Source organism: Bacillus sp. TCT6, assembly GCF_056033845.1.
This window is the reverse complement of the sequence record NZ_JBVYHX010000001.1, coordinates 3,156,784-3,182,684: the sequence shown is the minus strand read 5'-3', so window position 1 is coordinate 3,182,684 and position 25,901 is coordinate 3,156,784. Positions and strand designations below refer to the sequence as shown.

Annotated in this window: 21 protein-coding genes; 14 read left to right on the top strand and 7 right to left on the bottom strand. The window is 33.4% G+C overall.

All coding sequences use genetic code 11. The features are described from left to right. The first annotated feature begins 8 nt into the window (after positions 1–8). The 5 genes from AC0ONG_RS16125 (at position 9) to AC0ONG_RS16105 (ending at position 3,746) form a co-directional block, all read left to right on the top strand. Positions 9–629, top strand: coding sequence for an acetate uptake transporter (locus AC0ONG_RS16125; protein WP_000070938.1), 621 nt, complete (start codon positions 9–11; stop codon positions 627–629). A 308-nt stretch (positions 630–937) separates the two neighbouring features. Next, a complete protein-coding gene (locus AC0ONG_RS16120) occupies positions 938–1,381 on the top strand; it encodes a flavodoxin (protein ID WP_001062758.1) in 444 nt (147 codons plus the stop codon). Positions 1,382–1,397: 16 nt separating this feature from the next. Then, positions 1,398–2,297 carry a WD40/YVTN/BNR-like repeat-containing protein gene (locus AC0ONG_RS16115; protein WP_000449483.1) on the top strand — a complete coding sequence of 300 codons (900 nt, stop codon included), beginning with the start codon at positions 1,398–1,400 and terminating at the stop codon, positions 2,295–2,297. A gap of 215 nt (positions 2,298–2,512) precedes the next feature. Continuing rightward, positions 2,513–2,713 (top strand): cold shock-like protein CspB, encoded by a 201-nt coding sequence (cspB, locus tag AC0ONG_RS16110; RefSeq protein WP_001179150.1) that lies wholly within the window; start codon positions 2,513–2,515, stop codon positions 2,711–2,713. 187 nt (positions 2,714–2,900) lie between these two features. Continuing rightward, the gene (locus AC0ONG_RS16105) at positions 2,901–3,746 is read left to right on the top strand and encodes an exonuclease (protein ID WP_000786425.1); all 846 of its coding nucleotides are present in this window, start codon (positions 2,901–2,903) and stop codon (positions 3,744–3,746) included. A 35-nt stretch (positions 3,747–3,781) separates the two neighbouring features. Here AC0ONG_RS16105 and AC0ONG_RS16100 read toward each other — a convergent pair whose 3' ends face one another. From AC0ONG_RS16100 to AC0ONG_RS16090, 3 genes are all read right to left on the bottom strand, one after another. Continuing rightward, positions 3,782–4,534, bottom strand: a complete 753-nt coding sequence (locus AC0ONG_RS16100) for a hypothetical protein (RefSeq protein WP_016098795.1) — start codon at positions 4,532–4,534, stop codon at positions 3,782–3,784. Between the two features lie 125 nt (positions 4,535–4,659). Continuing rightward, positions 4,660–5,751, bottom strand: a complete 1,092-nt coding sequence (locus tag AC0ONG_RS16095) for a DUF3900 domain-containing protein (RefSeq protein WP_016077398.1) — start codon at positions 5,749–5,751, stop codon at positions 4,660–4,662. A gap of 209 nt (positions 5,752–5,960) precedes the next feature. Beyond that, positions 5,961–6,290: a hypothetical protein gene (locus AC0ONG_RS16090; RefSeq protein ID WP_000283708.1), complete on the bottom strand. Its 330-nt coding sequence runs from the start codon at positions 6,288–6,290 to the stop codon at positions 5,961–5,963. A 380-nt stretch (positions 6,291–6,670) separates the two neighbouring features. On the opposite strand from AC0ONG_RS16090, the gene AC0ONG_RS16085 reads away from it, so the two are divergent. Next, entirely contained in the window at positions 6,671–7,582 is a 912-nt protein-coding gene (locus AC0ONG_RS16085) for a VanW family protein (protein WP_000488994.1), read from the top strand. Between the two features lie 175 nt (positions 7,583–7,757). Beyond that, positions 7,758–8,666 carry a VOC family protein gene (locus tag AC0ONG_RS16080; RefSeq protein WP_000251643.1) on the top strand — a complete coding sequence of 303 codons (909 nt, stop codon included), beginning with the start codon at positions 7,758–7,760 and terminating at the stop codon, positions 8,664–8,666. 47 nt (positions 8,667–8,713) lie between these two features. Here AC0ONG_RS16080 and AC0ONG_RS16075 read toward each other — a convergent pair whose 3' ends face one another. Then, positions 8,714–9,232 (bottom strand): GNAT family N-acetyltransferase, encoded by a 519-nt coding sequence (locus AC0ONG_RS16075; RefSeq protein WP_001103122.1) that lies wholly within the window; start codon positions 9,230–9,232, stop codon positions 8,714–8,716. A gap of 291 nt (positions 9,233–9,523) precedes the next feature. Between AC0ONG_RS16075 and AC0ONG_RS16070 the strand changes: the two genes are divergently transcribed. Continuing rightward, the gene (locus AC0ONG_RS16070; RefSeq protein WP_000109726.1) at positions 9,524–10,201 is read left to right on the top strand and encodes an MgtC/SapB family protein; all 678 of its coding nucleotides are present in this window, start codon (positions 9,524–9,526) and stop codon (positions 10,199–10,201) included. 202 nt (positions 10,202–10,403) lie between these two features. Then, positions 10,404–13,319, top strand: coding sequence for a collagenase ColA (gene colA, locus AC0ONG_RS16065; protein WP_136997236.1), 2,916 nt, complete (start codon positions 10,404–10,406; stop codon positions 13,317–13,319). 334 nt (positions 13,320–13,653) lie between these two features. Here colA and AC0ONG_RS16060 read toward each other — a convergent pair whose 3' ends face one another. Continuing rightward, positions 13,654–14,934, bottom strand: coding sequence for a sensor histidine kinase (locus tag AC0ONG_RS16060; protein WP_000513024.1), 1,281 nt, complete (start codon positions 14,932–14,934; stop codon positions 13,654–13,656). 620 nt (positions 14,935–15,554) lie between these two features. On the opposite strand from AC0ONG_RS16060, the gene AC0ONG_RS16055 reads away from it, so the two are divergent. Beyond that, the gene (locus AC0ONG_RS16055) at positions 15,555–15,995 is read left to right on the top strand and encodes a hypothetical protein (protein ID WP_000773517.1); all 441 of its coding nucleotides are present in this window, start codon (positions 15,555–15,557) and stop codon (positions 15,993–15,995) included. Between the two features lie 537 nt (positions 15,996–16,532). On the opposite strand, the gene AC0ONG_RS16050 is transcribed toward AC0ONG_RS16055, so the two are convergent. Then, a complete protein-coding gene (locus AC0ONG_RS16050; RefSeq protein ID WP_000473481.1) occupies positions 16,533–16,886 on the bottom strand; it encodes a hypothetical protein in 354 nt (117 codons plus the stop codon). A 575-nt stretch (positions 16,887–17,461) separates the two neighbouring features. Between AC0ONG_RS16050 and AC0ONG_RS16045 the strand changes: the two genes are divergently transcribed. After that, positions 17,462–20,743, top strand: a complete 3,282-nt coding sequence (locus tag AC0ONG_RS16045) for a VaFE repeat-containing surface-anchored protein (RefSeq protein ID WP_136997337.1) — start codon at positions 17,462–17,464, stop codon at positions 20,741–20,743. A 77-nt stretch (positions 20,744–20,820) separates the two neighbouring features. Here the strand turns inward: AC0ONG_RS16045 and AC0ONG_RS16040 are convergent, their stop codons facing one another. After that, positions 20,821–21,075, bottom strand: a complete 255-nt coding sequence (locus AC0ONG_RS16040) for a SunI/YnzG family protein (RefSeq protein WP_000900690.1) — start codon at positions 21,073–21,075, stop codon at positions 20,821–20,823. A 258-nt stretch (positions 21,076–21,333) separates the two neighbouring features. On the opposite strand from AC0ONG_RS16040, the gene AC0ONG_RS16035 reads away from it, so the two are divergent. The 3 genes from AC0ONG_RS16035 to hlyII all read left to right on the top strand — a co-directional run bounded on the left by AC0ONG_RS16035 (position 21,334) and on the right by hlyII (position 25,584). Further along, positions 21,334–22,077, top strand: a complete 744-nt coding sequence (locus tag AC0ONG_RS16035; RefSeq protein ID WP_001237444.1) for a M15 family metallopeptidase — start codon at positions 21,334–21,336, stop codon at positions 22,075–22,077. Positions 22,078–22,808: 731 nt separating this feature from the next. Further along, entirely contained in the window at positions 22,809–24,041 is a 1,233-nt protein-coding gene (locus AC0ONG_RS16030) for an N-acetylmuramoyl-L-alanine amidase (protein WP_106081752.1), read from the top strand. Positions 24,042–24,345: 304 nt separating this feature from the next. Beyond that, positions 24,346–25,584 (top strand): hemolysin II HlyII, encoded by a 1,239-nt coding sequence (hlyII, locus tag AC0ONG_RS16025; RefSeq protein WP_000709372.1) that lies wholly within the window; start codon positions 24,346–24,348, stop codon positions 25,582–25,584. Positions 25,585–25,901: the final 317 nt, after the last annotated feature.

Below are 25,901 nucleotides of genomic sequence, written 5' to 3'. Positions count from 1 at the left end.
AGGTTTATATGAGCAATCAAACTACTACACATCATGTGAAAATGACAACAGCGGATCCATCTGGAATTGGTCTATTTGGATTAGCAATGGTAACACTTGTAGCATCATCTCAAAAGTTAGGCTTAACAGATGGCGTTTCACTTGTATTACCATGGGCAATCTTTTTAGGAGGATTTGCACAAATCTTTGCTTGCATTCACGATGCAAAGCATAACAATACATTCGGTACGACAGCATTTGGTGCGTACGGCCTATTTTGGTTAGGTGTTGGAATGACTTGGTTAATTCAACTTGGAGTATTTGGCGAAAAATTAGCACAAGCTGCAGATTCAAAACAGCTTGGTGTAGCCTTTATCGGATATTTGATTTTCACAATCTTTATGACGATTGGTGCAATGGAAACACATAAAGTATTATTTATGATCTTTGTCCTTATTGATTTCTTATTTATTGGTCTTTCATTAAGTACTTTAGGTGTTATGCCGCACGCAATGCATAATTTAGCAGCATATTCTGAACTTCTTATTTCATTATTATCTTTCTACGGTTCAGCAGCAGCAGTGTTAAATACACACTTTGGAAAAGTTGTTTTACCAGTAGGAAAGCCTTTTGGTATTTTTAAAAAGTAATAAAAAAGCACAGATGATTGTATAGTCATCTGTGCTTTTTTATTTATCCCGCTATTTGCCGGGCAGTAAGACCCCCCACCTCAAAATTCAGTGGAAGCAAAGAAGTTAGGTGAGGGCCCTGCTGCCCGTAAAAGTCCGATTGGTTCAACTAATAATGAGTGGGGGATGAACAAAACTCCCACTCATTAAAGTTTCACTTTATTTGAAATAAGTAATGTAAATAAAAGTAGAAAAAATCAATTGAAATTGATTCTCATTATTAATATAATGAGAATGAGAATCATTTATTGTTAGAGGGGGATGCCAAAGTGGCAAAAATTTTAATAGCTTATGCAAGTATGTCAGGAAATACAGAGAGTATTGCTGATTTAATTAAAGTTAGTTTAGATGCTTTTGATCATGAAGTAGTATTGCAAGAAATGGAAGGCATGGATGCTGAAGAATTATTAGCTTATGATGGAATCATTTTAGGATCTTATACGTGGGGCGATGGTGAATTACCATTTGAAGCGGAAGATTTTCATGAGGACTTAGAAAATATAGATTTAGCTGGGAAAAAGGTAGCGGTATTCGGATCAGGTGATACGGCGTATGAACTATTTTGTGAAGCGGTAACGATATTTGAAGAACGTCTTGTAGAACGCGGTGCAGAGCTTGTACAAGAAGGGCTGAAAATTGAATTAGCTCCAGAAGATGAAGAGGATGTTGAAAAATGCAGTAATTTTGCAATTGCATTTGCTGAGAAGTTCTAAGAATGGGAGTGTCAACGTGGAGACAATGTTAAGTGCAACTGCTATTGCAAAGTTAAGAGATGGAAAACTGTTGTTAGCTACTACATATAATGGCTTATTTATTGAACAAGACGGAGAATGGAAACGAATTTTAAATGGTTTTCAAAAACGAATTAGGGATTTACATAGCGAAGATAATGTAGTTTATGGTGTAGGTGACGAAGGGATTTTTATTCGTAGTATGAATGGTGGAGAGAACTGGACAATTCAGCGTTTTCCAACAAAAGCAACGAGTTGGAATGTATGTAGCAATGTACAAGGAACTGTCATTGCTCATGGAGAAAAAACGCTGTATCTTTCTAATAATTTCGGTTCGACATGGGAGACTATTCATCCGTTTCTTGAGTATGGCAGTGCGGCACCGTCTATTCGATCGTTATTTTTATATAAGCATTACTTATTTATTGGTACGAAAATACATGCTAAATATGGTGGTGTTTGGCTCTTTGATTTGAAGACACGTAAATTAAAGAGGATTAAAATTGCGATGAATCAAATGATCTCCGCGTTGACTTTACACAATTCTTATTTAGTAGCGGCAAGTGGATCGTGCAAGGGAGTTAGCGGGAATATTTCTTATTGTAAAATAGATGAAAGTATTGCGAGTGAAAAAATATATTGGCATACATGTCAAAGTGAGCAGAAAGCAAGTAGTTATTTAGACTTAAGTGTAGATCAACATGTTTTATATACAACTTCAACACAAAATAAGGCGGGTATTAGTAGTGTGTGCCGTGTGCTTCTTGACGAAGGTATTGTTACAGTATGTGATTCAGTTAAAGGGCACGGATGGCGCATTGTTAATCAAAAAGATGGTTATGTAGTAGCCGGATCAGGCGAATTAAAAGCAATGCAGTGGGAACAAAAAATAATTTAAGAAAAAAACTTTACTTTTATTATATTGATATGATATAGTGTATTTAAACCATTTTACTTTTAATAATATAGAGATTTAAATGAGCTGTAACTTCCGAGGAGGATAGCAATGTTAAATCTCCTCAGGGGTTGCAGTTTTTTAATATCTGGCTTATTATTGTAAGGTGGTTGAAAATGAATATGTACATATAGGTACATTGTAGGAGGATTTTTTTCATGCAAAACGGTAAAGTAAAATGGTTTAACTCAGAAAAAGGTTTCGGTTTCATCGAAGTTGAAGGCGGAGAAGACGTATTCGTTCATTTCTCAGCTATCCAAGGCGAAGGCTTCAAAACTTTAGAAGAAGGTCAAGAAGTTACTTTCGAAGTAGAACAAGGTAACCGTGGACCTCAAGCTACTAACGTAAACAAGAAGTAATTTTTGAAAAAAGAAGGGCTCGCCCTTCTTTTTTTTGCATTTTTATAGATGTCCTCCTACTTACATATCATAACGAGACTGAATTTTCATTTATTTATTCGGAGTATTTTTGTATAAAGTACATGAATAAATAAATACTGAAAATAGAGTGTTTGTGTGAAAAGGAATTTAGAAAGAGGTAAATAAATTGAAAAACGCTACACATTTCATTGTGTTTGATATTGAGAGGAATTTCAGACCGTATAAATCAGAAGATCCGTCAGAAATAGTTGATATCGGAGCTGTAAAAATAAAAATAGGTACAATGAAGATAATTGAAGAGTTTTCGGAGTTAGTAAAACCAAGTGCACGATTAACTCGTCATACGACAAAATTGACTGGAATTACAAAGGAAGATTTAATTGGTGTAGAAAAATTCCCTCAAATTGTAGAGAAATTTATTCAGTTCATCGGCGAAGATTGTATATTTGTTTCATGGGGAAAAGAAGATTATCGCTTTCTATCTCATGATTGTGCATTACATGGTGTTGAATGCCCAAGTATAGAAAAAGAAAATAGAATTGATTTGCAAAAATTTGTTTTCCAAGCGTATGAAGAATTATTTGAACATACGCCAAGTTTACAATTTGCAGTAGAACAGCTCGGTTTAACATGGGAAGGGAAACAGCACCGAGCTCTAGCAGATGCTGAGAATACAGCAAATATACTTCTTAAAGTATATAGCGAGAGAGATATTCATAAACGGTACAAAAGACATGGCGAACTGGAACTTGTAAAGGACGGGAAACTAACGGAAAAAGCGAAAAAAAAGATGCGAAAATGGGTGTTTAAAGAACTAAAGAAAAATACAGAACGCTCTTTTGAATGGAGTACATTTGAAAGTAGTGACACGTGGGAAAGTATTACGGAAAGATATTATATAAGTGAAAATACAGTAGAACTGCTGAAAAAACATTTTCGTACGGCAGTGCGAAAAGCAGAACGGCAGATTAGGTATTTGGCTGAGATGGAGGAGAATGTAGAGGTTAAATGACATTCTCCTTTATTTTTAGCTACATAAATTTAAATTCATCGTATTAAATAGCAATTAATTTGTTGCTGTAATTGAGCAGTCATTATTGCTTTGAAATTTAGGGTGTTAGTTAGAATGTTAATCTGTTGAGGAGTAGTTAATTTTTCAAATCCTTTTGCATGTGCAAAGAAATGTTGTAGGAATTTTTTCTTCTCTTCAGTTAATCGTTTATGATTTCCTATTGGAAGACCTGCACATTTATATAAAAATTGTTTAGTATTACTTTTTAACTTTAAATCACTAATCCAATTCATAGTTTTTTCAGTGGTATGGCTGTTTATGTAGTTTTTCGGAACGGTTACTTTATAATTGTAATCCCGTAAATCGTTTTTAGTAAAGCCTGTCTGTTTTAAAATTTGTAATAGAGGGAAATGATTTTCCTCAAGTTTATTTAAAATAAATTGTCTATTGGTTTTATTAGAATCGCCTTTGTTATGAAGTCTACGAAGTATTTTGAGGTATTGTGAAGGTTTTTCTGTAAAATCTTCAATAATACAGGGGATTTGTTTTATATGTGGATTATTAGTTATGAAATTGTAACAATCGTATTTTCCAACTAAAATGTATTCATCTTTTAGAGGATGCTTTTCGACTGGTAAGAGTAAATCGAATATATCAATATATTCAATAGTACTGTTCATTTTTTTAGAATAAGATTTTGTAATGTAGGGATTATACAATAGATTTATTTTTTCAATAGGAATCATGCTAACTTCAGTTAAAGAATGAGGACTATGGTAAATGATCATATGTATTTACCTCCTTAAATCAAATATATAGCATTAGAAAGTTGTCTTATGATAGCGATAGGAAAATACGTGATTAATGTGAAAAAACCTACCTCTATAAAAGAGGTAGGTTTTTTGCAGTTGTTCTATTCAATTCCCTCTGGACTATAGCTATACTGCTGCTTATTCTCAATCCGCTCAATCACATCTTGCAATTCATCTGGCTTCAGAAACTCAATAGGAGAGAATCCTTTTTCAAACGTAAGTGTGTCTGCTTCAATCATAAGTACATATCGGTCATTTACCTTCGCAATATGTATTTGGTCCCCGAAATCAGCCAGTAGAGCCTTCACAGAGATATGGTCTGCTTTTAGCTTTAATTCCACTTCTGGGGCGTGCTCGACGATTTGAGCGGTAGCTTCCATTACTTCTTCGGTTGAAAATTGTTCCATAATTTCGCGTTTCGGACTGGCAGCCCATACTTCCATCGCTTGGTCGAATTGTTCGCGTTCTTCTGTACCTTCTTCAAATACATCTTCAATTTGGTCGTATACCATGTCCATTACTTGTGTTTTCATAATTTCAGGCATAGAGCGTTCATATTCGACGAATTTTAAGAAGTCTTCAAAGTAGCGGGCGTGTGATGCTTGGTGAATTTTTAATTCGCTCACTTCGACCATACCTTCTTCAGGCATGTACGGATATTGGATAGATTTCATATTCTTTGTTGTGATGGCCATTTCAACGTTACGAATCAGTGTTGATTCATCAGAAATAGAAGCCACCTTTGGTTCGAAGTCACATTTCATTACAAATACGAATGGATCATCAAAGTATTTGCGTAGTTTTGCCTGAGCAATTAAAAATACACCACCGCGTACAGCGCTTGTGTCAAGATATGTATAAACGAGAGGTTCGCTCATATCTTTAAAGTTTTCCTTTGTTTCTGCAAAGCGAATACGATTAAAAAGGTTGTAATGAGGGTTTGAATCAAGTTCGTGCCCTTCCTCTACAATAAAGCGACCAATTTTTGTTGGGGCTTGTTCTGTTTTTGCATGACGTTCTACTTTTCGCTTCGATATTTTTAATAACTCACCATTCAAAAATTCTTTTAAGGAGCTATCTTCATATTCTTCAGCGTCTAAAGTTTGAAAATGTTTGTAGCGTTTATCAACTGCTTCACCTTTTCCTTCTACTTGTACAACATAAAAGGAAAGATAATTTATTTCAAAATCCATATTTATCACCTTGTTTCATTTCATTAACTCTTACTTGTTTCATTTCATTAACTCTTATCAGTATAGAGATGGAAAAAACTTTCGTCAATTTATATAAGGAAGGGGGAGCCCCTTCCTTTATATAATTTTTATCCCGCTATTTGCCGGGCGGGCTGCCCGTAAAAGCCCGATTGGTGAAGGCTGATTAAAGTTTCACTTTATTTTCTCGATTAAAATCCGTCTTCTAATGCTGCGAATGGAATGTTTAGTCTGTTTTCTACTGTGCGTAAACGTTGGTTTAAGCGGTTTAGTCTACGTGTATGGCGCTCAACTGTATTTTCTAGTTGACGTACTCTTTGTTCAAGCTCATTTACGCGTCTTTCTAATTGACGATTTCCAGTGCCAGGAAAAGAGATTGGAAGTTGGAATTGTCTATTTTGGTCATATGGATTCGTTTGCTCTGCGTGATCTATATAAGATTGGTATTGTGCTTGTAAGTCATACTGTGGTTGTTGGTACGCATATTGATTATATGGATCATATGGATTGTAGGGATACATAATAACATCCTCCATTTCTTTAAAATAGGTTGAATTCACCATAATGTATGTGCAAAAGCGGAGCGGTGGCACGGCAAATACCTATTTATGTTGAGGGATTTTTCTTTATAAAAAATAGCTTGAGGGTTTTTGATTTGTATTTCTTTTGCTTAATGGTATATACTGGATAAAAGGGAGAGTTTACATAAAAGTTACAATTCTATCAAACTCAAACTTTTATGTAAATATGTATAGACATTTGTAAAAGAAAAGAGTAATTTATATAGAGTGAAAAATAACTTGTAACATTTTATAAACATATTGTAAAATGATTGTAACAAAACATACATAAAAATGAAATAAATACATAATAGTGATGTTGGGGAAAGGGAGAGAGTATATTGTTCCGTAAAGTAAAGGGTATATTAGTTGGGGTGTTATGTGTAGCTGTAGTGAGTGGCTGTGGTACAAAAGTAAGTGATGTTGCATTGGTAAGTGATATTGGTGGGCACACTGTAGAGGCTAAAGCAGAAGTGCAGGATACTATTAGTTTAGTTGATGGTCGAACTGGTACTGAAGTGAAAAAATTAGATTTATCTGGTTTAGGCTATTTTGAAGATGAAGCGAAATTTAAAAAGTCTGTAACAAAGGTTGTTGGTGAGGTTGGAAAAAGCGTCGACAAAAAAATGGTTCCTTCACGTATAGCACCTGATGGAAGTTGGCAAGAAGGAAAACCTTCTTATGAATTAATGGAAAAAGAATTAGTAGATAAATTGTTAAATGTGGGTATGTGGGATGCTACGTATCAGTTGCCGATCGTGGAGAAAAAACCAGTCGCAACATTAAGTGATGCGCAAGGAAATGGTACGGTAATTGGTAGATATGAAACGAACTTAGGCGGTTCAACAGGTGGCCGTATTGAGAATATTCGTTTGTCAGCAGCGAGCATAAATGGAGTTGTGTTAGCAAAAGGAGACCGTTTCTCTTTTAATTCATTAATCGGTGATACAACACCAGACAAAGGATATCAATTAGGGAAAGAAATAGTTGATGGTAAATTAGTAGATGGATACGGTGGTGGTGTTTGCCAAACATCTTCAACTTTATACAATGCAGCAGATCAAGCTGGCCTGAAAATGGTGGAGAGAACTACACATTCTAAAACGGTAGGTTATGTTCCTCAAGGAAGAGATGCTACAATTGCATATCCATATTTAGATTTAGTATTTGAAAATACGAATGATGCACCTGTGAAGCTTTATATGGGCATTCAGGGTGGAAAGCTAGTTGCTGAAGTACATAAAATGAGATAAGCGTTAAAAAGCCCCCTTTTCTGAAAGTTAGAAAAGGAGGCTTTTTTTATTATGAAAATAAAAATGTATGTAAATTCCGACTTTTCTTATTTACATAGGATGATTTTAGTTGTATCCTTCATAGTAACGGTTATATGTAATGGTAAAATATAGGGATAAGGAGATGAAGTTATTCATGGTACGAATTCATCCGAAAACACGTATTGGTCATGTTGAATTTAAAGTGAAAGATTTAGAGCGTCAAATTGCTTTTTATAAGAATGTTGTAGGATTAGAGGTAATTAAGCAAGAGGGGAATAAAGCATATTTAGCAGGAAAAGGTAGTAAGAATACATTACTTGTTCTTGAAAAGATAGAGGACGGGGTACTGCAAGAACCGCGTACGACTGGTATATATCATGTAGCCTTTTTAGTTCCGACTCGTGAAGCTTTTGCTTCTGCGCTATTTGGGGTTCTTCGTAATAAGAATGTAATTGACAGCCCAGCTGAACAAGAAGGGCGTTATACATATTCAAATGAAATTTTACCAATCTCAAGGTTTAACAGTGCAAGTGATCATACATATAGCGAAGCGTTTTATTTGCAAGATCTAGAGGGGAATGGTATTGAAATTTATGCAGACCGTCCGCGTGATCAATGGGGAGAAGGACCAGGAGGAAGTACGCCACTAGATTTAAAAGAGCTGGCAACACTCGTTGATTATGAGGCTGATGGATTACCTGCTAATACTGTCGTTGGGCACGTACATTTACGAATAGCTGATGTAGAAAAATCACACGAGTTTTATGTAGAGACAGTAGGGTTTGAAGTGCAACAACGTGAAGATGACTGCTTATTCATTTCTGCAGGAGGATATCATCACCATATCGGTGCAAATACGTGGAACGGAGTAAATAATCCACACCCACCAGTACATGCAACTGGACTAAAGGTATATACAATTGTACTACCGCATAAAGAAGCGTTAGATGCAGTGAAAGAAAGATTAATAGAAAAACAACATGAAATAAATGAAACTACAAATGGGTTTACGGTAGTAGATCCAAGTGGTATTACAGTGCAGTTTGAAATAGAAGCAGTGTAAAATAAGCGAGAAAGTGTATAATCACTTTCTCGCTTATTTGTGATCATTCATAGCTCAATCCAATATCTTCTTACTACATTCCCATCTTCCTCAGTGAAATCATCATCACGAAGCCCGCCGTTATGTAAAATCGTTTTTTCAGAAGCGGTATTCACTGCGTCGCAAACGACAAGTACTTTCGTGATGTCTAATTCCTTCGTTTTTTCTAATGATAATGCTAGTAATTTCGTAGCATAACCTTTTCTTCTTTCAGAAGGGCGAATGCCATAACCGATATGACCGCCAGCGTTAAATAGATGTTCAGTTAAACTATGACGTATATTAACAGCTCCGACAATTCTATTATTATTTGTAACGAGCCAATATGTAGAATCTGGTACCCAAGTTTCAGGGATATTTATTCCGTTATGCGCATCGAGAAGTTCTTGAACCATAGCTGGGAAGTTAGCAGGATTTTTTGAGATAACCCACGGGATCATTGTTTCACCGCTATCTTTCCATTCGTTATAGAAATCTAAGTATTCTTCTTGTAAATCAGTAGTAGGTGTAAGTAACGAGACGTTCATTGTTAGTAAGCTCCTTTGTTTATGTAGTATTTATAAAAAAATTATGACACAAAATGAAAGCGTTTTCTTAAGTTTCTCAACCTAATTTCATGTAATTCACCTTTGATTTTTTAGAAAATTAGTGAAGATTTAAAATTAGAAGTTATTTATTTTATGTTAATATTTTAAATATTAACATAAAACGGTCGGAGTATTAAGTGTATTTTAGTGGTATTCCTTCATGTTGATAAATGGATGCTTGTGATAATTTTTGTTTTATCTATCTATAATGAATGAAAGGGGGAAGTGCCCGTGAGTGTAGATTTTGATTTTATTATACGAATCGGTGTTGCTGGCTTGTTAGGAGCAATGATTGGTATTGAAAGAGAAATTCGATCGAAAGAAGCTGGATTAAAGACTCATTTCCTCGTAGCGGTAGGAAGTGCGTTAATAATGGTTGTTTCGAAATATGCCTTTTCAGATATTGTGTATGAAGAGCATACGTCTCTAGACCCAAGTCGGATTGCAGCACAAGTCGTTAGTGGAGTTGGTTTTTTAGGTGCAGGCACAATTATTATTCAAAAGCAGGCGGTGAAAGGATTAACGACCGCGGCTGGTTTATGGGCTACTGCCGGCATAGGATTAGCAATTGGAGCGGGAATGTATGTAGTAGGGATTGGAGCGACGATTCTCGTTTTAATTGGTTTAGAAATTGTGAGTCGTATTTTTAAGGTGCAATTTTTATTTCCACAAAATATAACGGTGCAAATGTGTATAAATAAACATGAAGCGGTACAACAAATAGTAGAAACGCTACAAGTGAAAGGCATTCCAATAGTTTCATATGAGGTGGAGGCTTCACAGCAAGGTACAGAAACTGTTTATAAGGTAGGGATGCAACTGAAAAATATATCGTCAGAAGAAAAGAATGAGTTTATTCAGTATATGCAAACATTACCGGAAGTTACGTTTATAAAGTTAAAATCATAGTGTTGAAAACGAGGATAGATGTAGCAGGAATTTTGCTATTATCTATCTTTTTTTGATATAAAACGCACATAAAGTCAAGTGCTAATTTTGCGCAGCAAGGATACATATGTGAACGTTCCCTTATTTTTTCTCAATACAGGACAAAAAGTAAAAATAGTAAAATAATGGAGCGGGACACTAAAAATGTAAGGTAGGGGAGAGTATGAAAGGCTATTCAAAAAAAATGTTAGTAGGGGTAAGTTTTGCTAGTTTAATGTTAGGGAGTTTTCAAGGGGTAAGTTTGGCAGAAGATACTAAGGGAGAGCAAGTTTCTTATCGAAATGTACTCAAAATGGAGCCAGTCGGTGTACAACTACCAGTACAAGAATTAGCTCATTCATCGAAATTGCTCGAAAGCAAGTCTTTTGAGCAAAGGATACAATTTGCTGATTTATCACAAAGACCGCCTGAGGTAAAAAAGGAAAGTAAGCAATTAGCTGTAGCGAAAACTTATACAATTGCTGAATTAAATCAATTAAGCAATCAGCAGTTAGTAGATTTACTTATAACCATTGATTGGGAGCAAATTACGGGGCTATTTCAGTTTAATACAGACAGTCTAGCATTCTATCAAAATGATAGTAGAATGCAGGCGATTATTGATAAATTGAAGCAGCAAGGACAAGCCTATACGAAGGATGATTCAAAAGGGATTGAGACATTAGTAGAGGTATTACGTTCAGGGTTTTATTTAGGATTTTATAATTCGGAACTTAGTAAATTAAATGAACGGAGTTATCATGATAAATGCTTACCTGCATTAAAAGCGATAGCTAACAATTCAAATTTCAAGCTGGGTACATTAGAGCAAAATAGAGTGGTATCATCATACGGAAAGTTAATAGGAAACGCTGCGAGTGATGTGGAAACGATAACATCGGCTGCAAAGATTTTTAAACAATATAATGATAATTTCTCTACATTAGTAGATCATCTTTCAGCTGGAAATGCTATTTACGATATTATGCAAGGTGTTGATTACGACATTCAATCGTATTTGTACGATACGAGGAAAGCACCGAAAGATACAGTATGGTATCAGAAAATAGATAGTTATATTAATGAACTAAGTCGTTTTGCATTAATGGGAACGATTACCGCAAAAAACGGTTGGCTTATCAATAATGGCATTTATTATACAGGTAGGCTCGGTTCGTTCCATAGTACAGGAACGAAAGGATTACAAGTTGTAACAGATGCGATGAAAATTTATCCGTATTTAGGGGAGCAATATTTCGTAGCTGCTGAGCAAATCGCGACGAATTATGACGGAAAAGATGCAAATGGTAAAGTGGTGAATTTAGATCAAATAAGAGAAGATGGAAAGAAAAAATATTTGCCAAAAACGTATACGTTTGATGATGGGGCAATTGTTTTAAAAGCTGGAGATAAAGTGACAGAAGAAAAAGTAAAACGTTTATATTGGGCGGCAAAAGAAGTGAAGGCACAATTCCATCGTACGGTTGAAAGTGATCAACCTTTAGAAAAAGGAAATCCTGATGATGTATTAACGATGGTTATTTATAATAGCCCAGCAGAATATCAGTTTAATCGTCAATTGTACGGATATGAAACGAATAACGGTGGTCTTTATATAGAAGGAACAGGTACGTTCTTTACTTATGAGCGTACGCCAGAAGAAAGTATTTATAGTTTAGAAGAATTATTCCGACACGAGTTCACGCATTATTTACAAGGTAGATATGAAGTACCAGGGTTATGGGGTCAAGGGAAAATATATGAAAATGAAAGATTATCTTGGTTTGAAGAAGGGAATGCTGAATTTTTTGCAGGGGCAACGAGAACGGATAATGTTGTACCGAGAAAGAGTATTATAGGAGGATTATCTTCAAACCCAGCAGAGCGTTATACGGCAGAGCGAACGTTAAATGCAAAGTATGGAACATGGGATTTCTATAATTATTCCTTTGCTTTACAATCGTATATGTACAATAAGAGATATGATATGTTTGATAAAATACATGATCTTATTAGGAAAAATGATGTAACAGCATATGATGCATATCGCTCTACATTAAGTAAAGATGCGAATTTAAATAAAGAATATCAAGATTATATGCAAATGCTATTTGATAATCGTGAGAAATATAACGTACCATTAGTATCAGACGATTATTTAGCAAATCATGCACCGAAACCAGTTTCAGATATTGCGGCAGAAATAACGGCGGAAGCAAAATTGAAAAATGTATCAGTGAAGAAAAATAAATCAAAGTTCTTTAATACATTCACACTACAAGGAACATATACAGGAACTGCAGCAAAAGGAGAATATGAAGATTGGAAAATAATTACACAAAACGTTAATGATACGTTAAAACGTTTAAGCGCAAAAGAATGGACAGGCTATAAAACGGTAACAGCATACTTCGTAAATTATCGCGTGAATGCATCAGGACAATTTGAATATGATGTTGTGTTCCACGGTATTAATACAGAAGAAGGTGCAGAGAATAAAGCGCCAGTTGCGGTTATAAACGGTCCGTATAGTGGAAATGTGAATGAAGCAATTTCATTTAAAAGCGACGCATCAAAAGATGAAGACGGGAAAATTACTTCATATAAATGGGAGTTTGGAGACGGTACTGTAAGTAATGAGCAAAATCCAACTCACGTATATACAAAAGAAGGAGCGTATACAGCGAAATTAACAGTAACAGACGATAAAGGAGCAACTAATACTGCTACAGCGACTGTAACTGTTCAAAAGAAAGAAGATAACAGTTTAGAAAAAGAACCGAATAACTCATTCCAAACAGCAAACAAACTGCAGTTAAATCAAGTTTTACGTGCTAGTTTAGGAAATGGAGATACAAGTGATTTCTTTGAAATTAATGTGGAGACTGCTAAAAATCTTCAAATTAACGTAACGAATGAAAATAATATCGGAATGAACTGGGTACTTTATTCTGAAGCAGATTTAAATAATTATGTTACGTATGCTCAGCAACAAGGGAATAAACTAGTAGGTAGTTACTACACGTATCCAGGGAAGTATTATTTACATGTGTATCAGTATGGTGGTGGAACAGGGAATTATACGGTGGAAGTAAAGTAGTAAAAGGGGAGTTGTCTTTTTCAATGAACGGCACAAGGTCTGTACTTTAATGAAAAAACAACTGTAGGAAATGTCCCTAACGATAATAACAAATTAAGTGTCGAGAGATGCTATATTTACATTAAACAAATCTAATTAGTAAAAGAGATAAACTATTATTTCATCCAGATGTAAGAAAAGTTATAAATATTAAGTGCGTTTACTGTAATTAAACTAAAGGATCAGAGTGTATCTGTAACAATAGATAAGCTCTGACCCTTATTATTTTATAAATTTAAGATAATTAATAAGTAAGCTAGCTAGCTAGCGGGATTCTTAAAATTCATTTATATAATTAACTAAACAGAAAATTTTTATCACATTGGCAAGGGATACTAATAGAAAAGCGTGTCCCTTTACCTAATTCACTCTCTATCTCTATATCTCCGTTTAATTCTCTAATAATACTATAAGCAATCATAGTACCAAGCCCAGTTCCTTTTTCTGTTGTTGAATAGAATGGCAAAGCAATTCGTTTTATTTGTTGAGATGACATCCCAATTCCTGAATCAATAATATCAATTATGATATTTCCTTTTACTTTTTGTATATTTATTTGTAATAATCCACCATTTTTCATAGCCTCAATTCCGTTTTGGATGATGTTGTTTAGACAGAGTTTGAATTTTTCGGGGTCCCCATTTATATAAAAGGAATCTGTACTATTTTGTTTGATTTCAACTTTGTATGATAGAGCGAGTGGTGAAATAGTATCTTTCACCTGATTTAAAATGTGATTAATATCTATTTTCTCTTTTAGGGTGTTCTGTGGTTTGGTTAAAGATAAATAGTTATTAATAGTAGATTGTATTTGCTGCATTTCAATTAACATAATTTCTAAGTATTGATCCTGAGATAGCTTAGAGGCATGTTTTTCATTTAATAATTGAGTGAATCCATGTACCGTGGTTAGTGGATTGTGGATTTCGTGTGCAATTGACGCCGCTAGTTCGCTAGCTATATAAAATTTTTCAGCCCGTTGCAGTTTTTCTTCCATTTTATATTTCTCAATCATTCCCTCTATTAAATAAACTGATAATAATACTGTGAAAATATTAATGACTATATAATTTAATAAAAATTCTATGAGAGTAGAGTCTATTTTCCCTCCTGTATTTATTTGAGTTACAATACCGCAAATAGAAAGTGAAGTTGTACATACTAAAATAAGGAGTAAGCTTAATAATACTTTTTTTTCTTTAATATACATAGGTAATAGGTAACGAAAGAGCATTGTTATACCAAAAATAATAGTGAAGATAATAAATGATGGAAGAACGCCATTTCCGCCTAAGTAAAACCGATAAGAAAGATATAAAATTCCTATAAAAATAATGTTTTTTGTATTTCCATATAGAAAAACTAATATAATAGGAATAAAACGTAAATCATAAATAAATCCCACATGTAAATGAAAAGGAAAAGTCATACAAAAAATAATAGCAATGGAGGAAAGGATAGAAAATAACATATTATTACATGTTGTTTTTTCTTTAAACTCTAGCCAAAATACGTGATAGCTAAGGATACAAATTATTATAATAAAGGTATTTAATAAAAGAGTAGAAATTCCCATAGTTTTGCATCTCCGATAGTTTGTAAGTAGAATTATGTATGAGTTGGACATAGATGTTTAGTATTAGTAGACTTTTTATCTAAAAAAGGAAGGGTACTTGAAAAACATGCTGTTATATTACTCGTATTAAAATTGATAAGGAAAATAGAAAAAATCTATTTAAATTTATGTACATATGAAATTATCAACTAACTTTTGTATGGGTAAAATCGGGATTTAGTTACTGATAAAATAAGGTTTTTTAAGTATGAATATTCTGTGAAAATGATATGCGTGGTGACTTCTGTTTTGTAGCCTCCGTTATATTAACATGGAATATATCAAATTACAAAGTGAAATTTTAGAAAAATTTTATTAGTACATTTTATCTGAAATAGAAATGCTATTTATGTGAGTATTTTGGTACTTACTCGTATAAAACTTTGTTAGAAAAAGACTTTAAAATTTACATGTTTTTTATGAAGCGTAATATTGTAGCTTTATCTATGTGGGGTTCTCAATAACTGTTAATACAAAAAGTTAAGATATATAGTTTTATAGATATGAATTATTACATAAAAACGCACTTGGAAAAGGATGTATGATGGTAATAGAATACAAACATCAAGGGGGAACTTAAAATGAAGTTAAATAAACTAGTGCTTAGTTGTGGAGTAGTTTCAGCATTAACACTTGGTGTGTTAGGGAATAATACTTATGCTGAAGAAGTACACAAAACGAATGATCCAATTCATGTAGTTGAACATGTTTCTGCAGACTTATTATTAACCCAAACAATGGATTATAGTGGCGAGGCTGAAACTTCTTTCGTATATGATGGGAGTACTGACTTAAGCTTCTCTATGAAAAATAATGGTCAAAATACAATGGGATATAGTGTAAAAGGTCCAAATACAGAGCTAATTGTTGGTGGTTATATAAAACCTGGAGAACAACAAATTAATGTTACAAATGTACGGAATGCTTTATCTCCATTACCGAATGGAACATATAAAATTTACGTTTCAAATGATGATGGTTCTAAGGGGCAATTCCAAGTTTCAGTAAGATCTATGAATTAAATTTAAAACGCTTTGTTTTTAAGTTAATTTAATCTTTACTTATTGGAAAGAAGCTAAATTGAATTGAGAATTACCGATAAAAATGAAAACGAGCACCTTATCTAATTGTGAGAGGGTGTTCTTTTTTGCTATTAAACAGAAAACAATTACTTCCAACCACCTATAAATATATTTTGATATTTTCATTGCTAATCTACTAGTTTGTGTCAACGAGAGAATGTCTACTATAAAAGATATTAAAATAAAGATGATGTAACATTCAGCTAAATTATATGGGGAAATAGAAAAACCACTCTTATATGAGTGGTTTTTAGTAATTATTTTTAGGTTATACATTTAAAATTAGGCTAAGTTATAGAAATAATAAACATTTAATCCCGCATTAACTGGCAGTAAGACTCCCACCTCAAAATTCAGCGGAAGCAAAGAAGTTAGGTGGGGGTCGGGCTGCCAGTAAACGCCCGATTGGTTCAACTAATAATCAGTGGGGGATGAACAAAACCCCCACTGATTAAAGTTTCACTTTATCCGTTGTGATTATTTTGGTTCTGGATAATGATTGTAGTAAGAGATTCTAATAAATTCTTGGTAGACATTTGTTAATTTGGCATCTCTAAGAGCATCGTTGAATTTTTGCATACGTACACTACCTTGAGCGTAGCCTCCACCTGGGGCATAAGGGTTTCTAGCTTCAAAGTCATCCAAAAATACTTTTAATTTTTTATAGTCTTGAGATTGATAGAAAGCCACGGCCTCTTCAGGAGTGACATCAAAGTAAGAGGATGATGTTGAGTTATAAGAAGCTGCTTGAGCAGTAGGTGCCTCTAGCATAGTTGCAGCTCCACCGAACATAGTAAGCGCCATAGAAGATACAATAATTTTTTTAAACATAATAAAACCTCCATGTAGAATATTGGACTAATAGCAATCCTGTAATCAGTATAGTTACATTGAAAATGATTATCAAATGCAATGTTGCATAATGTATCCTGCTATTTGTGGGCAGTAAGGCTCAAAGCAGAGAAGTTAGATGGGGATCGGGCTGAATAAAGTTTTACTTTATTCTTTGAATGAAGAGTCACCCTTATATCTCAATGAAGGAGCGTAATAGAGAATTAATAGATTAAAAGAGGTGTATAAATTACTCGGATTAACAAGAAAATGAAAAGGCTATTTTTAATAAGGGGAAGGTTAATAGAAGATTAATAACTGGAGCAAAGGAATTGCTATTTATATATTTAACATACATATTTGTCTTTTAAATTGTAGGCGTGTTTTAGAATTTGTATATAGTAAATTCGTTAAAAAACTTGATAAATAATAAAATGTGTAAATTTTTTGACTATTTCATTAAAATTATTTAATATTTGTAATTTATTGTTTTATAATGATAATCGGGTCGATCGTGAATGTTTTAGATATTGCGATATATACTCGGATTAATTTATTCTAGGGAGGTTACAAAATTGGGTAAGAGAGTCATTATAAGAGTTTTTACATTATTATCAGTACTGGCATTATTCCTTAATGTATTTTTACCTAGGGCTAGTGCAGAGGTTATGACGCACGAGAAATATTCAATGAACTGGAGTTATAGTAATAGTTTAGGAAAGCACATTCGAACTGAAATGATTAAAAATTCAAGTGGTCAAATTGCTTATTGCTTAACTCTTGGACTAAAATCACCAAATGGTGAAGATCTTCCTGAAATGGGGAAAACAGATAATGTAGTATATAGGGTCCTATTAAACGGTTTCCCGCAAAAAAGTGTTCAGCAGTTGGGAGTAGCTAATCAGAATGAGGCACACTACGCAACTCAGCTTGCAGTTTGGAATGCATTAGGTCAACTTGATGTAAATGAACTGAAACATGAGAATAAAAATGTTGAAAAAGCAGCTAAGGCAATTATCAATGCTGCTAACAATAGCGGCGATACACAAGATATTTATATGAATGTTATCCCAGTTGAAAAACAAAAAGCAGAATTAAAAGGTGAGTTCTTCGAAACAAATCTATATACAGTACAAACAAATGCTAAGGGTGGTTCTTATAAAGTAGTAGCAAAAAATGCACCTAATGGAGTAAAAATTGTTAGTGAAAATGGTGAAGTGAAAGATCAACTTTCAGTTGGAGAGAAATTCCGTATCCAAATTCCTAAAAATACTAAAACAGGTGAATTTAATCTAAGTGTTGCTGCAAACTTAACAAAAGTTCAAGCAATTACTTACCGTGGTACGGATACTGTTCAGAATGCTACAGTACTATTAGAAAGAAATGAAGAAAAGCTTAGTAGTGATCTTGCAGTAAATTGGGAAGCAGCTGGTTCTTTAAAAATTAAAAAGGTTGGAGAAAATGGAGAAGTTTTAGCTGATGCAGTATTTGAGGTCTTTAATGCAAATAATGAATCAGTTGGAAAAAGCACGACTGGTGCTGATGGTATAGCAGAATTAAACAACTTACCAATTGGTACTTACACATTAAAAGAAATTAAAGCACCAACAGGCTATGTTTCAGATGATAAACCACAAACTATTGAAGTTAAGACAGGAGAAACAGGAGCTGTCCAAATAGTAAATAACAAAGTAAAAGGTAACATCGAAATTAAAAAGCTTAGTGATTCAGGAAAGGTTTTACCAAATGTTGAATTCACAGTCTTCACTGAAGATGGTAAAGAAGTGAAAAAAGTAGTAACAAAAGAAAATGGAATTGCAAACGTTGAAGGTCTTACGTATGGTAAATATTATTTCTTAGAGACACAAACACCTAATGGATATATTGGAAATAAAACAAAGTATCCTTTTGAAATTAAAGAGCACAATAAAACACTTACTTTTACAGTGGAAAATACAGAAGTAAAAGGTAGTGTAAAATTACTTAAAGTGGATAATGAAGATGTTAGTAAAAAATTAGAAGGTGCAGAATTCGAGCTAAAAGATGCAAGTGGAAAAGTAATTGGTGAATATAAAACAGATAAAAATGGTGAGATTAACGTCAAAGATTTAGCGTATGGTAAATATTCATTTGTAGAAAAGGCTTCTCCAAATGGTTATGTTCTTGTTAAAGAACCAATTATGTTCGAAATAAAGGAACATGGAAAGATTATTGAGTTATTGGCAGTTAATCATCTTATCAAAGGTGATCTAGAAATTACAAAGGTAGATGTAGCTGATGGAAATAACAAGCTTCCAAATGCAGAATTTACGATTTATAACGAAGCAGGAAAAGAAGTAGTAAAAGGAAAAACAGACGATAAAGGAATCGCTAAATTTGAAAAGTTACCATTTGGAAAATACACATATAAAGAAACTGTTGCACCAAAAGGTTATGTATTAAATGAAGAAACGTTCTCTTTTGAAATTAAAGAGAATGGTCAAATCATTAAACACATTGTCAAAGATGAAAAGATTCCTTCAATAAAAACAACAGCTACTGATAAAACAGATGGTACAAAAGAAATGCACACGTCTAAGTCTGTAACAATCCAAGATAAAGTGGAATACAAAGATCTACAAGTAGGTAAAGAGTACACTGTAAAAGGTAAATTAATGAATAAAGAGACTAATAAACCATTAGTTGTAAATGGTAAAGAAGTAACTGCTGAAACGAAGTTTACACCAACAGAAGCAAATGGTTTTATTACACTAGATTTTACTTTTGATGCAACTGGTTTAGAAGAAAAAGAAGTAGTAGTATTCGAAGAGTTACTGAAAGACGGAAAAGTTGTTACGACACATGCTGATATCAATGATAAAGGTCAAACAGTTAAGTTCGTTAAGCCATCAGTAAAAACGACAGCTACAAACAAAGCTGATGGTGGAAAAGAGATTCATTCAAAGGATTCTATCACTATTCAAGACAAAGTGGAGTATACTAACTTAGTTGTAGGTAAAGAGTACACTGTAAAAGGTAAACTTATGAACAAAGCTATTAACAAACCATTATTAATTGATGGAAAAGAAGTAACAGCTGAAACGAAGTTTACTGCAAAAGAAAAGAACGGTTTTGTAACATTAGACTTTACTTTTGTTGGTGCTGAACAGCAAGGAAGAGAAGTAGTCGTGTTTGAAGACTTATTACATGAAGGTCAAGTAATTGCAACTCATGCTGACATTAATGATGTAGGTCAAACAGTTCGGTTTGTAGAACCTTCTATTAAAACGACAGCTACAAATAAAGCTGATGGTTCTAAAGAGTTAGACGCTTCTAAATCTGTAACAATCCAAGATAAAGTGGAATACAAAGACTTAATCGTGGGTAAAGAGTACGTTGTAAAAGGTAAACTAATGGATAAAGCAACAAACAAGCCATTATTAGTTGATGGTAAAGAGGTAACAGTAGAATCTAAGTTTACTGCTAAAGAGAAGAATGGTTCTATCATACTAGATTTCACATGTAATGCTTCTGCATTACAAGGTAAAGAAGTAGTAGTATTTGAAGAACTGTATCAAGATAATATATTAATAGCTATTCACGCTGAAATTGAAGATAAGGGACAAACAGTGAAATTTAAAGAGGTAAAGCCGGAACAACCTAAACCAGAACAGCCGAATTCGGATGAAAATACTCCAACACCAGAGCAACCTAACGAGCAAGTAAAAGAACAACCACAACCTAAGAAAGAAATCCAATCTAAAATTGGATGGTTACCACAAACAGGTACTAATCTTACAAGTTGGATCTCTATGGCTGCAGGAGCATTACTGTTAATTGTTGGTGGAGTGATTTTCTTAAAACGTAAAAATGCATAGAAATTAAAAATAAGCACATCTGTTTTTATAACAAGATGTGCTTATTTTTATCATTTTAGCCAAGAAAACTCCTATATTTAAGTCTGAATGGCATTTAAAATAGCAACTTTATTTGTAGTAAATAATATATAATTTTGTTTTACTGTTTTAATTAAAATACGGTCTGTTGTCCCATAAGCTGCTCCAATACGTATTACATCTACGTCTTCAACACCAGCATAGGTAGCATCTTCGGTAACCTCAATCACATCACGTAATGGAATTGTAATCTCCGCCAATTGCCATGAAATAATTAACTCTTCATTTGTTTTTTTTACATTAATGCCTAGCATTATACCAAGACCCTTCAACAATAATATGCTACACTTCTAATCTCGTTATATAAATTTTTAGATTTTTTATCTATATGTAGCCATAGAATTTATTTATATTTGTGAGCATCTTAATGATGTCAAACAAATAGAAGGATATACAGTCTTTCTATTAAGAAATATGTTAAGAACAAAAGTTCACTTCAAATTAATATGAATTTGATATGGTTGAGATATTATGAACGAGAAACAGTAAGAGTTGCAGGAAGGAAATGAATAATGAGACTTAAATTAGTAGGGATTTTCAGTTGTGTAATTATGATGTTAGGTATTTTTATAATTTACACCAATCAATCTATTGGTAAAGAACCAGATAAGACGAACTATGAATCTCGTGAAAACTCCATAAATAAAGAGAAAGATAGTAGAGGAAAAGGGCAATCAAAATACAATGAAAGTTCTTTTGCTAGTATACAGGCTGTAGTTAATAAGGAATATGGATTACCCGAAGATTATAAACCAGAGGATTTAGTTGTACCAAATGTACCATTCTCATTTAGTGGAACGGTAGAAAAGAGCCACCTCCGTAAAGAGGCGGCAGAAGCACTGGAAAAGTTATTTGATTTAGCAAAGCAGGAGGGGATTCAGTTAAATGCTGTTTCGGGATTTCGTTCCTATGACTATCAACAACGACTGTATGCGAACAATGTGAAAAGAAAAGGACAAGAGCATACGGATCGCTTCTCGGCAAAACCAGGACATAGCGAACATCAAACAGGGTTAACAATGGATGTTTCTTCTAAAAGTGCGAACAATGAATTAGAGCTATCTTTTGCTAATACGAAGGAAGGAAAATGGCTGAAAGAAAACGCGCATCGTGCAGGGTTTATCATTCGTTATCCTAAGGGGAAGGAAAGTATTACAGGTTATGCATATGAACCTTGGCATATTCGCTATGTAGGAGATATTGCTGAAAATATATATGAACAAAAGCAGACTTTAGAAGAATACATGAATCTATGAAAATAGAATTGAAGAATTAAACGGGCTATCAATAGACGTGAGATTGTAAAAGGCAGGGGATATAAATTAAGGTGTTTTTTAATTTTTTTAGTGAAGAGGGAAGGTATCCCTCTTCTTTTTTCATTCCTTGTAAAATTTGAGGATGTCTTAGGGGAGTGAAAAGATGGATTGTGTAGGTGTATTAATAAAGGCTACTTTCGATGGCTTCTGGAGATGTTTTTTGAGGGAATATATTCATTGCAGCAATTGACTATATTATAGGAGCATTCACGTTGGGATATAACAGAGAATTATAGAGTAAAGTAGGATTCAAAAGCATTGTTAACAATGTGGGTGTTATAAGTTATTTTCCTATCAAAACAATTAGTTTTTGTTCAAAATTTAAGAGTGTTATTTTATTATATCTAGTAACTATTTATATTATTTAATAATTACTTGATTTACTATTAAGGTGATTATCTTACAAAATTGTAAGGTTATTTTAATTGACACTCGTATGTATAAGTAACTATACTGGTTACACAATGTTGGTGAGTATATTTAATAATCTTTATCTATAAGTGTATGTCCGAGGATTATTTTTGGAGCAATAATTCGATTTTAAATTTATTATATGATATATATTAATATAAACAACTTAATCTATTCTTTATTCAAGGTCGTATTATTTAAAGATTAATTATAAATGATATATTTACCAAATTGTAATAATTTGATAGAGGTGTTACATTTTGAAATACAAATTAATTGCTACAGGAATTCTTGCTGGAAGTCTATTAACCTACTCATCTAATACATTTGCAAATACTCATAAGTTCCCAGATGTTCCTGCATGGGCGGACAAATCCGTTAATTATTTAGTTGATAAACAGGTATTGAATGGCTATCCAGACGGAACGTTCGGTTCAAATGACTCATTAGACAGAGCTTCGGCTACAAAAATTATGACAAAAGTTTTAGGTATACAAATTGACTCTAATGCAAAACCATCATTTACAGATTCACAAAACCACTGGGCTACTCCGTATATTGCTGCTGCTGAAAAAGCTGGTATTGTTAAAGGTGAGGGTAATGGAATCTTCAATCCATCCGGAAAAGTAACTCGTGCTGCTATGGCTACGATGCTAGTAAATGCATATAAACTACAAAGCGCAGCAAATCATAATGAGCAGGTTAAATTTGAAGATTTAAAAGGGCATTGGGGAGAAAAATATGCCAATATTTTAATCGGTTTGAAAATTTCCAATGGTACTGAGAACGGTTGGCAACCAAATAAATTTATAACACGTGCTGAAGCTGCTCAACTTACTGCAAAAACAGATATGATGCAACATCGTCCCCAAAACCCATTAGAAAGCAAAACAATCATTATTGATCCTGGACATGGTGGCGAAGATCCTGGGAAATCCACAAAGGGATTACCTGAAAGTAAGATTGTACTAGACACTTCTTTACGTCTACAACAATTACTTGAAAAGCATACACCATTTACAGTTTTATTAACTCGTCAATCTGATAATAGACCGGGGCATGATCAAAAAAGTTCTTTACAGGAACGTGTTAAATTTGCTAAGAAAAATCAGGGTGATATCTTTATAAGCGTACATGCAAATGCTTTTAATGGTAATGCAAAAGGGACAGAAACATATTACTATAAATCTTCTAAATCCGAAAAAACAAATCCTCATGTGGAAGAAAGTCGTGTTTTAGCAGAAAAAATTCAAACACGTTTAGTAGAGGCACTTCAAACACGAGACAGAGGAGTTAAACATGGAGACCTTCATGTAATAAGGGAAAATGACATGCCAGCTGTGTTGACGGAACTGGCGTTTATAGATAATGGTATTGATTACAGTAAATTATCTACGGAAGATGGCAGACAAATTGCAGCAGAAGCCATTTATGAAGGAATTTTAGATTATTATGAATGGAAAGGAAATAATGTATCTGAATATAGGCTGTAATAAGTAATTGAAAATATAGTAATTCTCGAAATGAAGAATTCTATAATTTTTTTGTATTTTTTTAAATAATAATTTTAAATTTGTATTTAAAATTATTGTTTAAATTTTTATTTTATGTTTTAATATTATTGATAATAGTTATCAATAATAGTGAGAGGAAGATTAGTGAAACATGTGTTTTTAGTTAGTGTCATAAAAGTTAATGAATTTCTATATTGTATGGCTATGAATCTATCTCTATTTTTGCGAACTAGAAATAATATATTTATATCTTTTAAATGTTTAAGAAGGAGTGGCTGTCTGTATGAAAAAAGCAAAAGAAATAGCTAAATGTGTTGCGGTAGCGTCCGTTATTATGTCTGGATCATTTAGTTTACAAGCAACATCTGCATTTGCAGATTCTAAAGGAACTGTAGAAAATCTTCAAAATGGTGGGAAGGTCTATAATAGTTTTAAAACTACTTATGACATGAAGCAGAATATCAAAAATTCGATAAAGGTTTCTTTTATTGAGGATCCTTACGCAGATAAAAAGATTGCAATTGTGACCACTGATGGTAGTAATATTGATGCTAAATATACAGTTAATAGTGGATACTATAACGCAGGCTTAAAATGGCCATCAGCTTATCATACTGAAGCAGAAATAACAAGTGGTGATAGTGCTCAGTTCCATAAAGCTGCCCCAGTTAATACAATGACTTCAGCAAAGGTCACTTCTGAGGTAGGGTATACACTTGGTGGAAGTGTTAAAGTAGGAGTAAATGATAAAGGGCCAAATGCCGATGCAAGTATCACAGGTAGCTTTGCTTGGAAAGAAAGTGTATCTTATGATCAAGTAGATTATAAAACGGTATTAGAGACTCACACAGATAAGAAATTAAATTGGAAAGTAGGATTCCAATCATTTAATTTCCCAGAGTGGGGAATTTATAATCGTGATTCATTCAATACTTTCTATGGTAATCAACTATTTATGAAATCACGTAGTTATAATGAAGGAACGAATAATTTTGTTTCAAAAGATACAGTACCAGCTTTAACAGGATATGGTTTTTCTCCAAACGTAGTAGCGGTTATTACTGCTGATAAAACAGAAACTACATCAGATTTAAAAATAACAAATCGTAGAATTTCAGATCAGTACAATATTGAGTGGGTAAGTTCAAAATGGTGGGGAACAAATAATAAAGATACATATAATGAATTCTTTACGAACCACTATAAATTAGACTGGAAAAACCATCAAGTTACTCTTGATAACCAAAAATTCCTTGAAGAACAAATGAATAGTATCAACAGCGTGAATGATAAACTTAACAAAGGAAAAGGGAAGTTATCTCTTTCAATGAATGGAAATCAACTCAAAGCTACGTCTAGCAATGCTGGTTATGGTATCAGTTATGAAGATAAGAATTGGGGTATCTTTGTAAATGGTGAAAAGGTCTATACTTTTAATGAAAAATCAACTGTAGGCAATATATCTAATGATATTAACAAATTAAACATTAAAGGACCTTATATCGAGATTAAACAGATCTAGTCAGAAAATGATGGACGATTGATGGATAATTCTCTCATCAAGCTACGAGTATACTAGTTTATCCCGCTATTTGTGGGCAGTAAGACCCCTCACCTCAAAATTCAGCGGAAGCAAAGAAGTTAGGTGGGGGCCCTGCTGCACCTAAAAGCCTGATTGGTGAGGGCTGATTAAAGTTTCATTTTATTTTAAATCTGTATAATGTAACGAAAGGACCAAAGTTTATCTATAAAATGGATAAACTTTGGTCCTTATTATGTTTTTATTCGCACACGAAATTAAGATAAAATTAGATGTTTTTTGTCTATTCTTTTACTCAA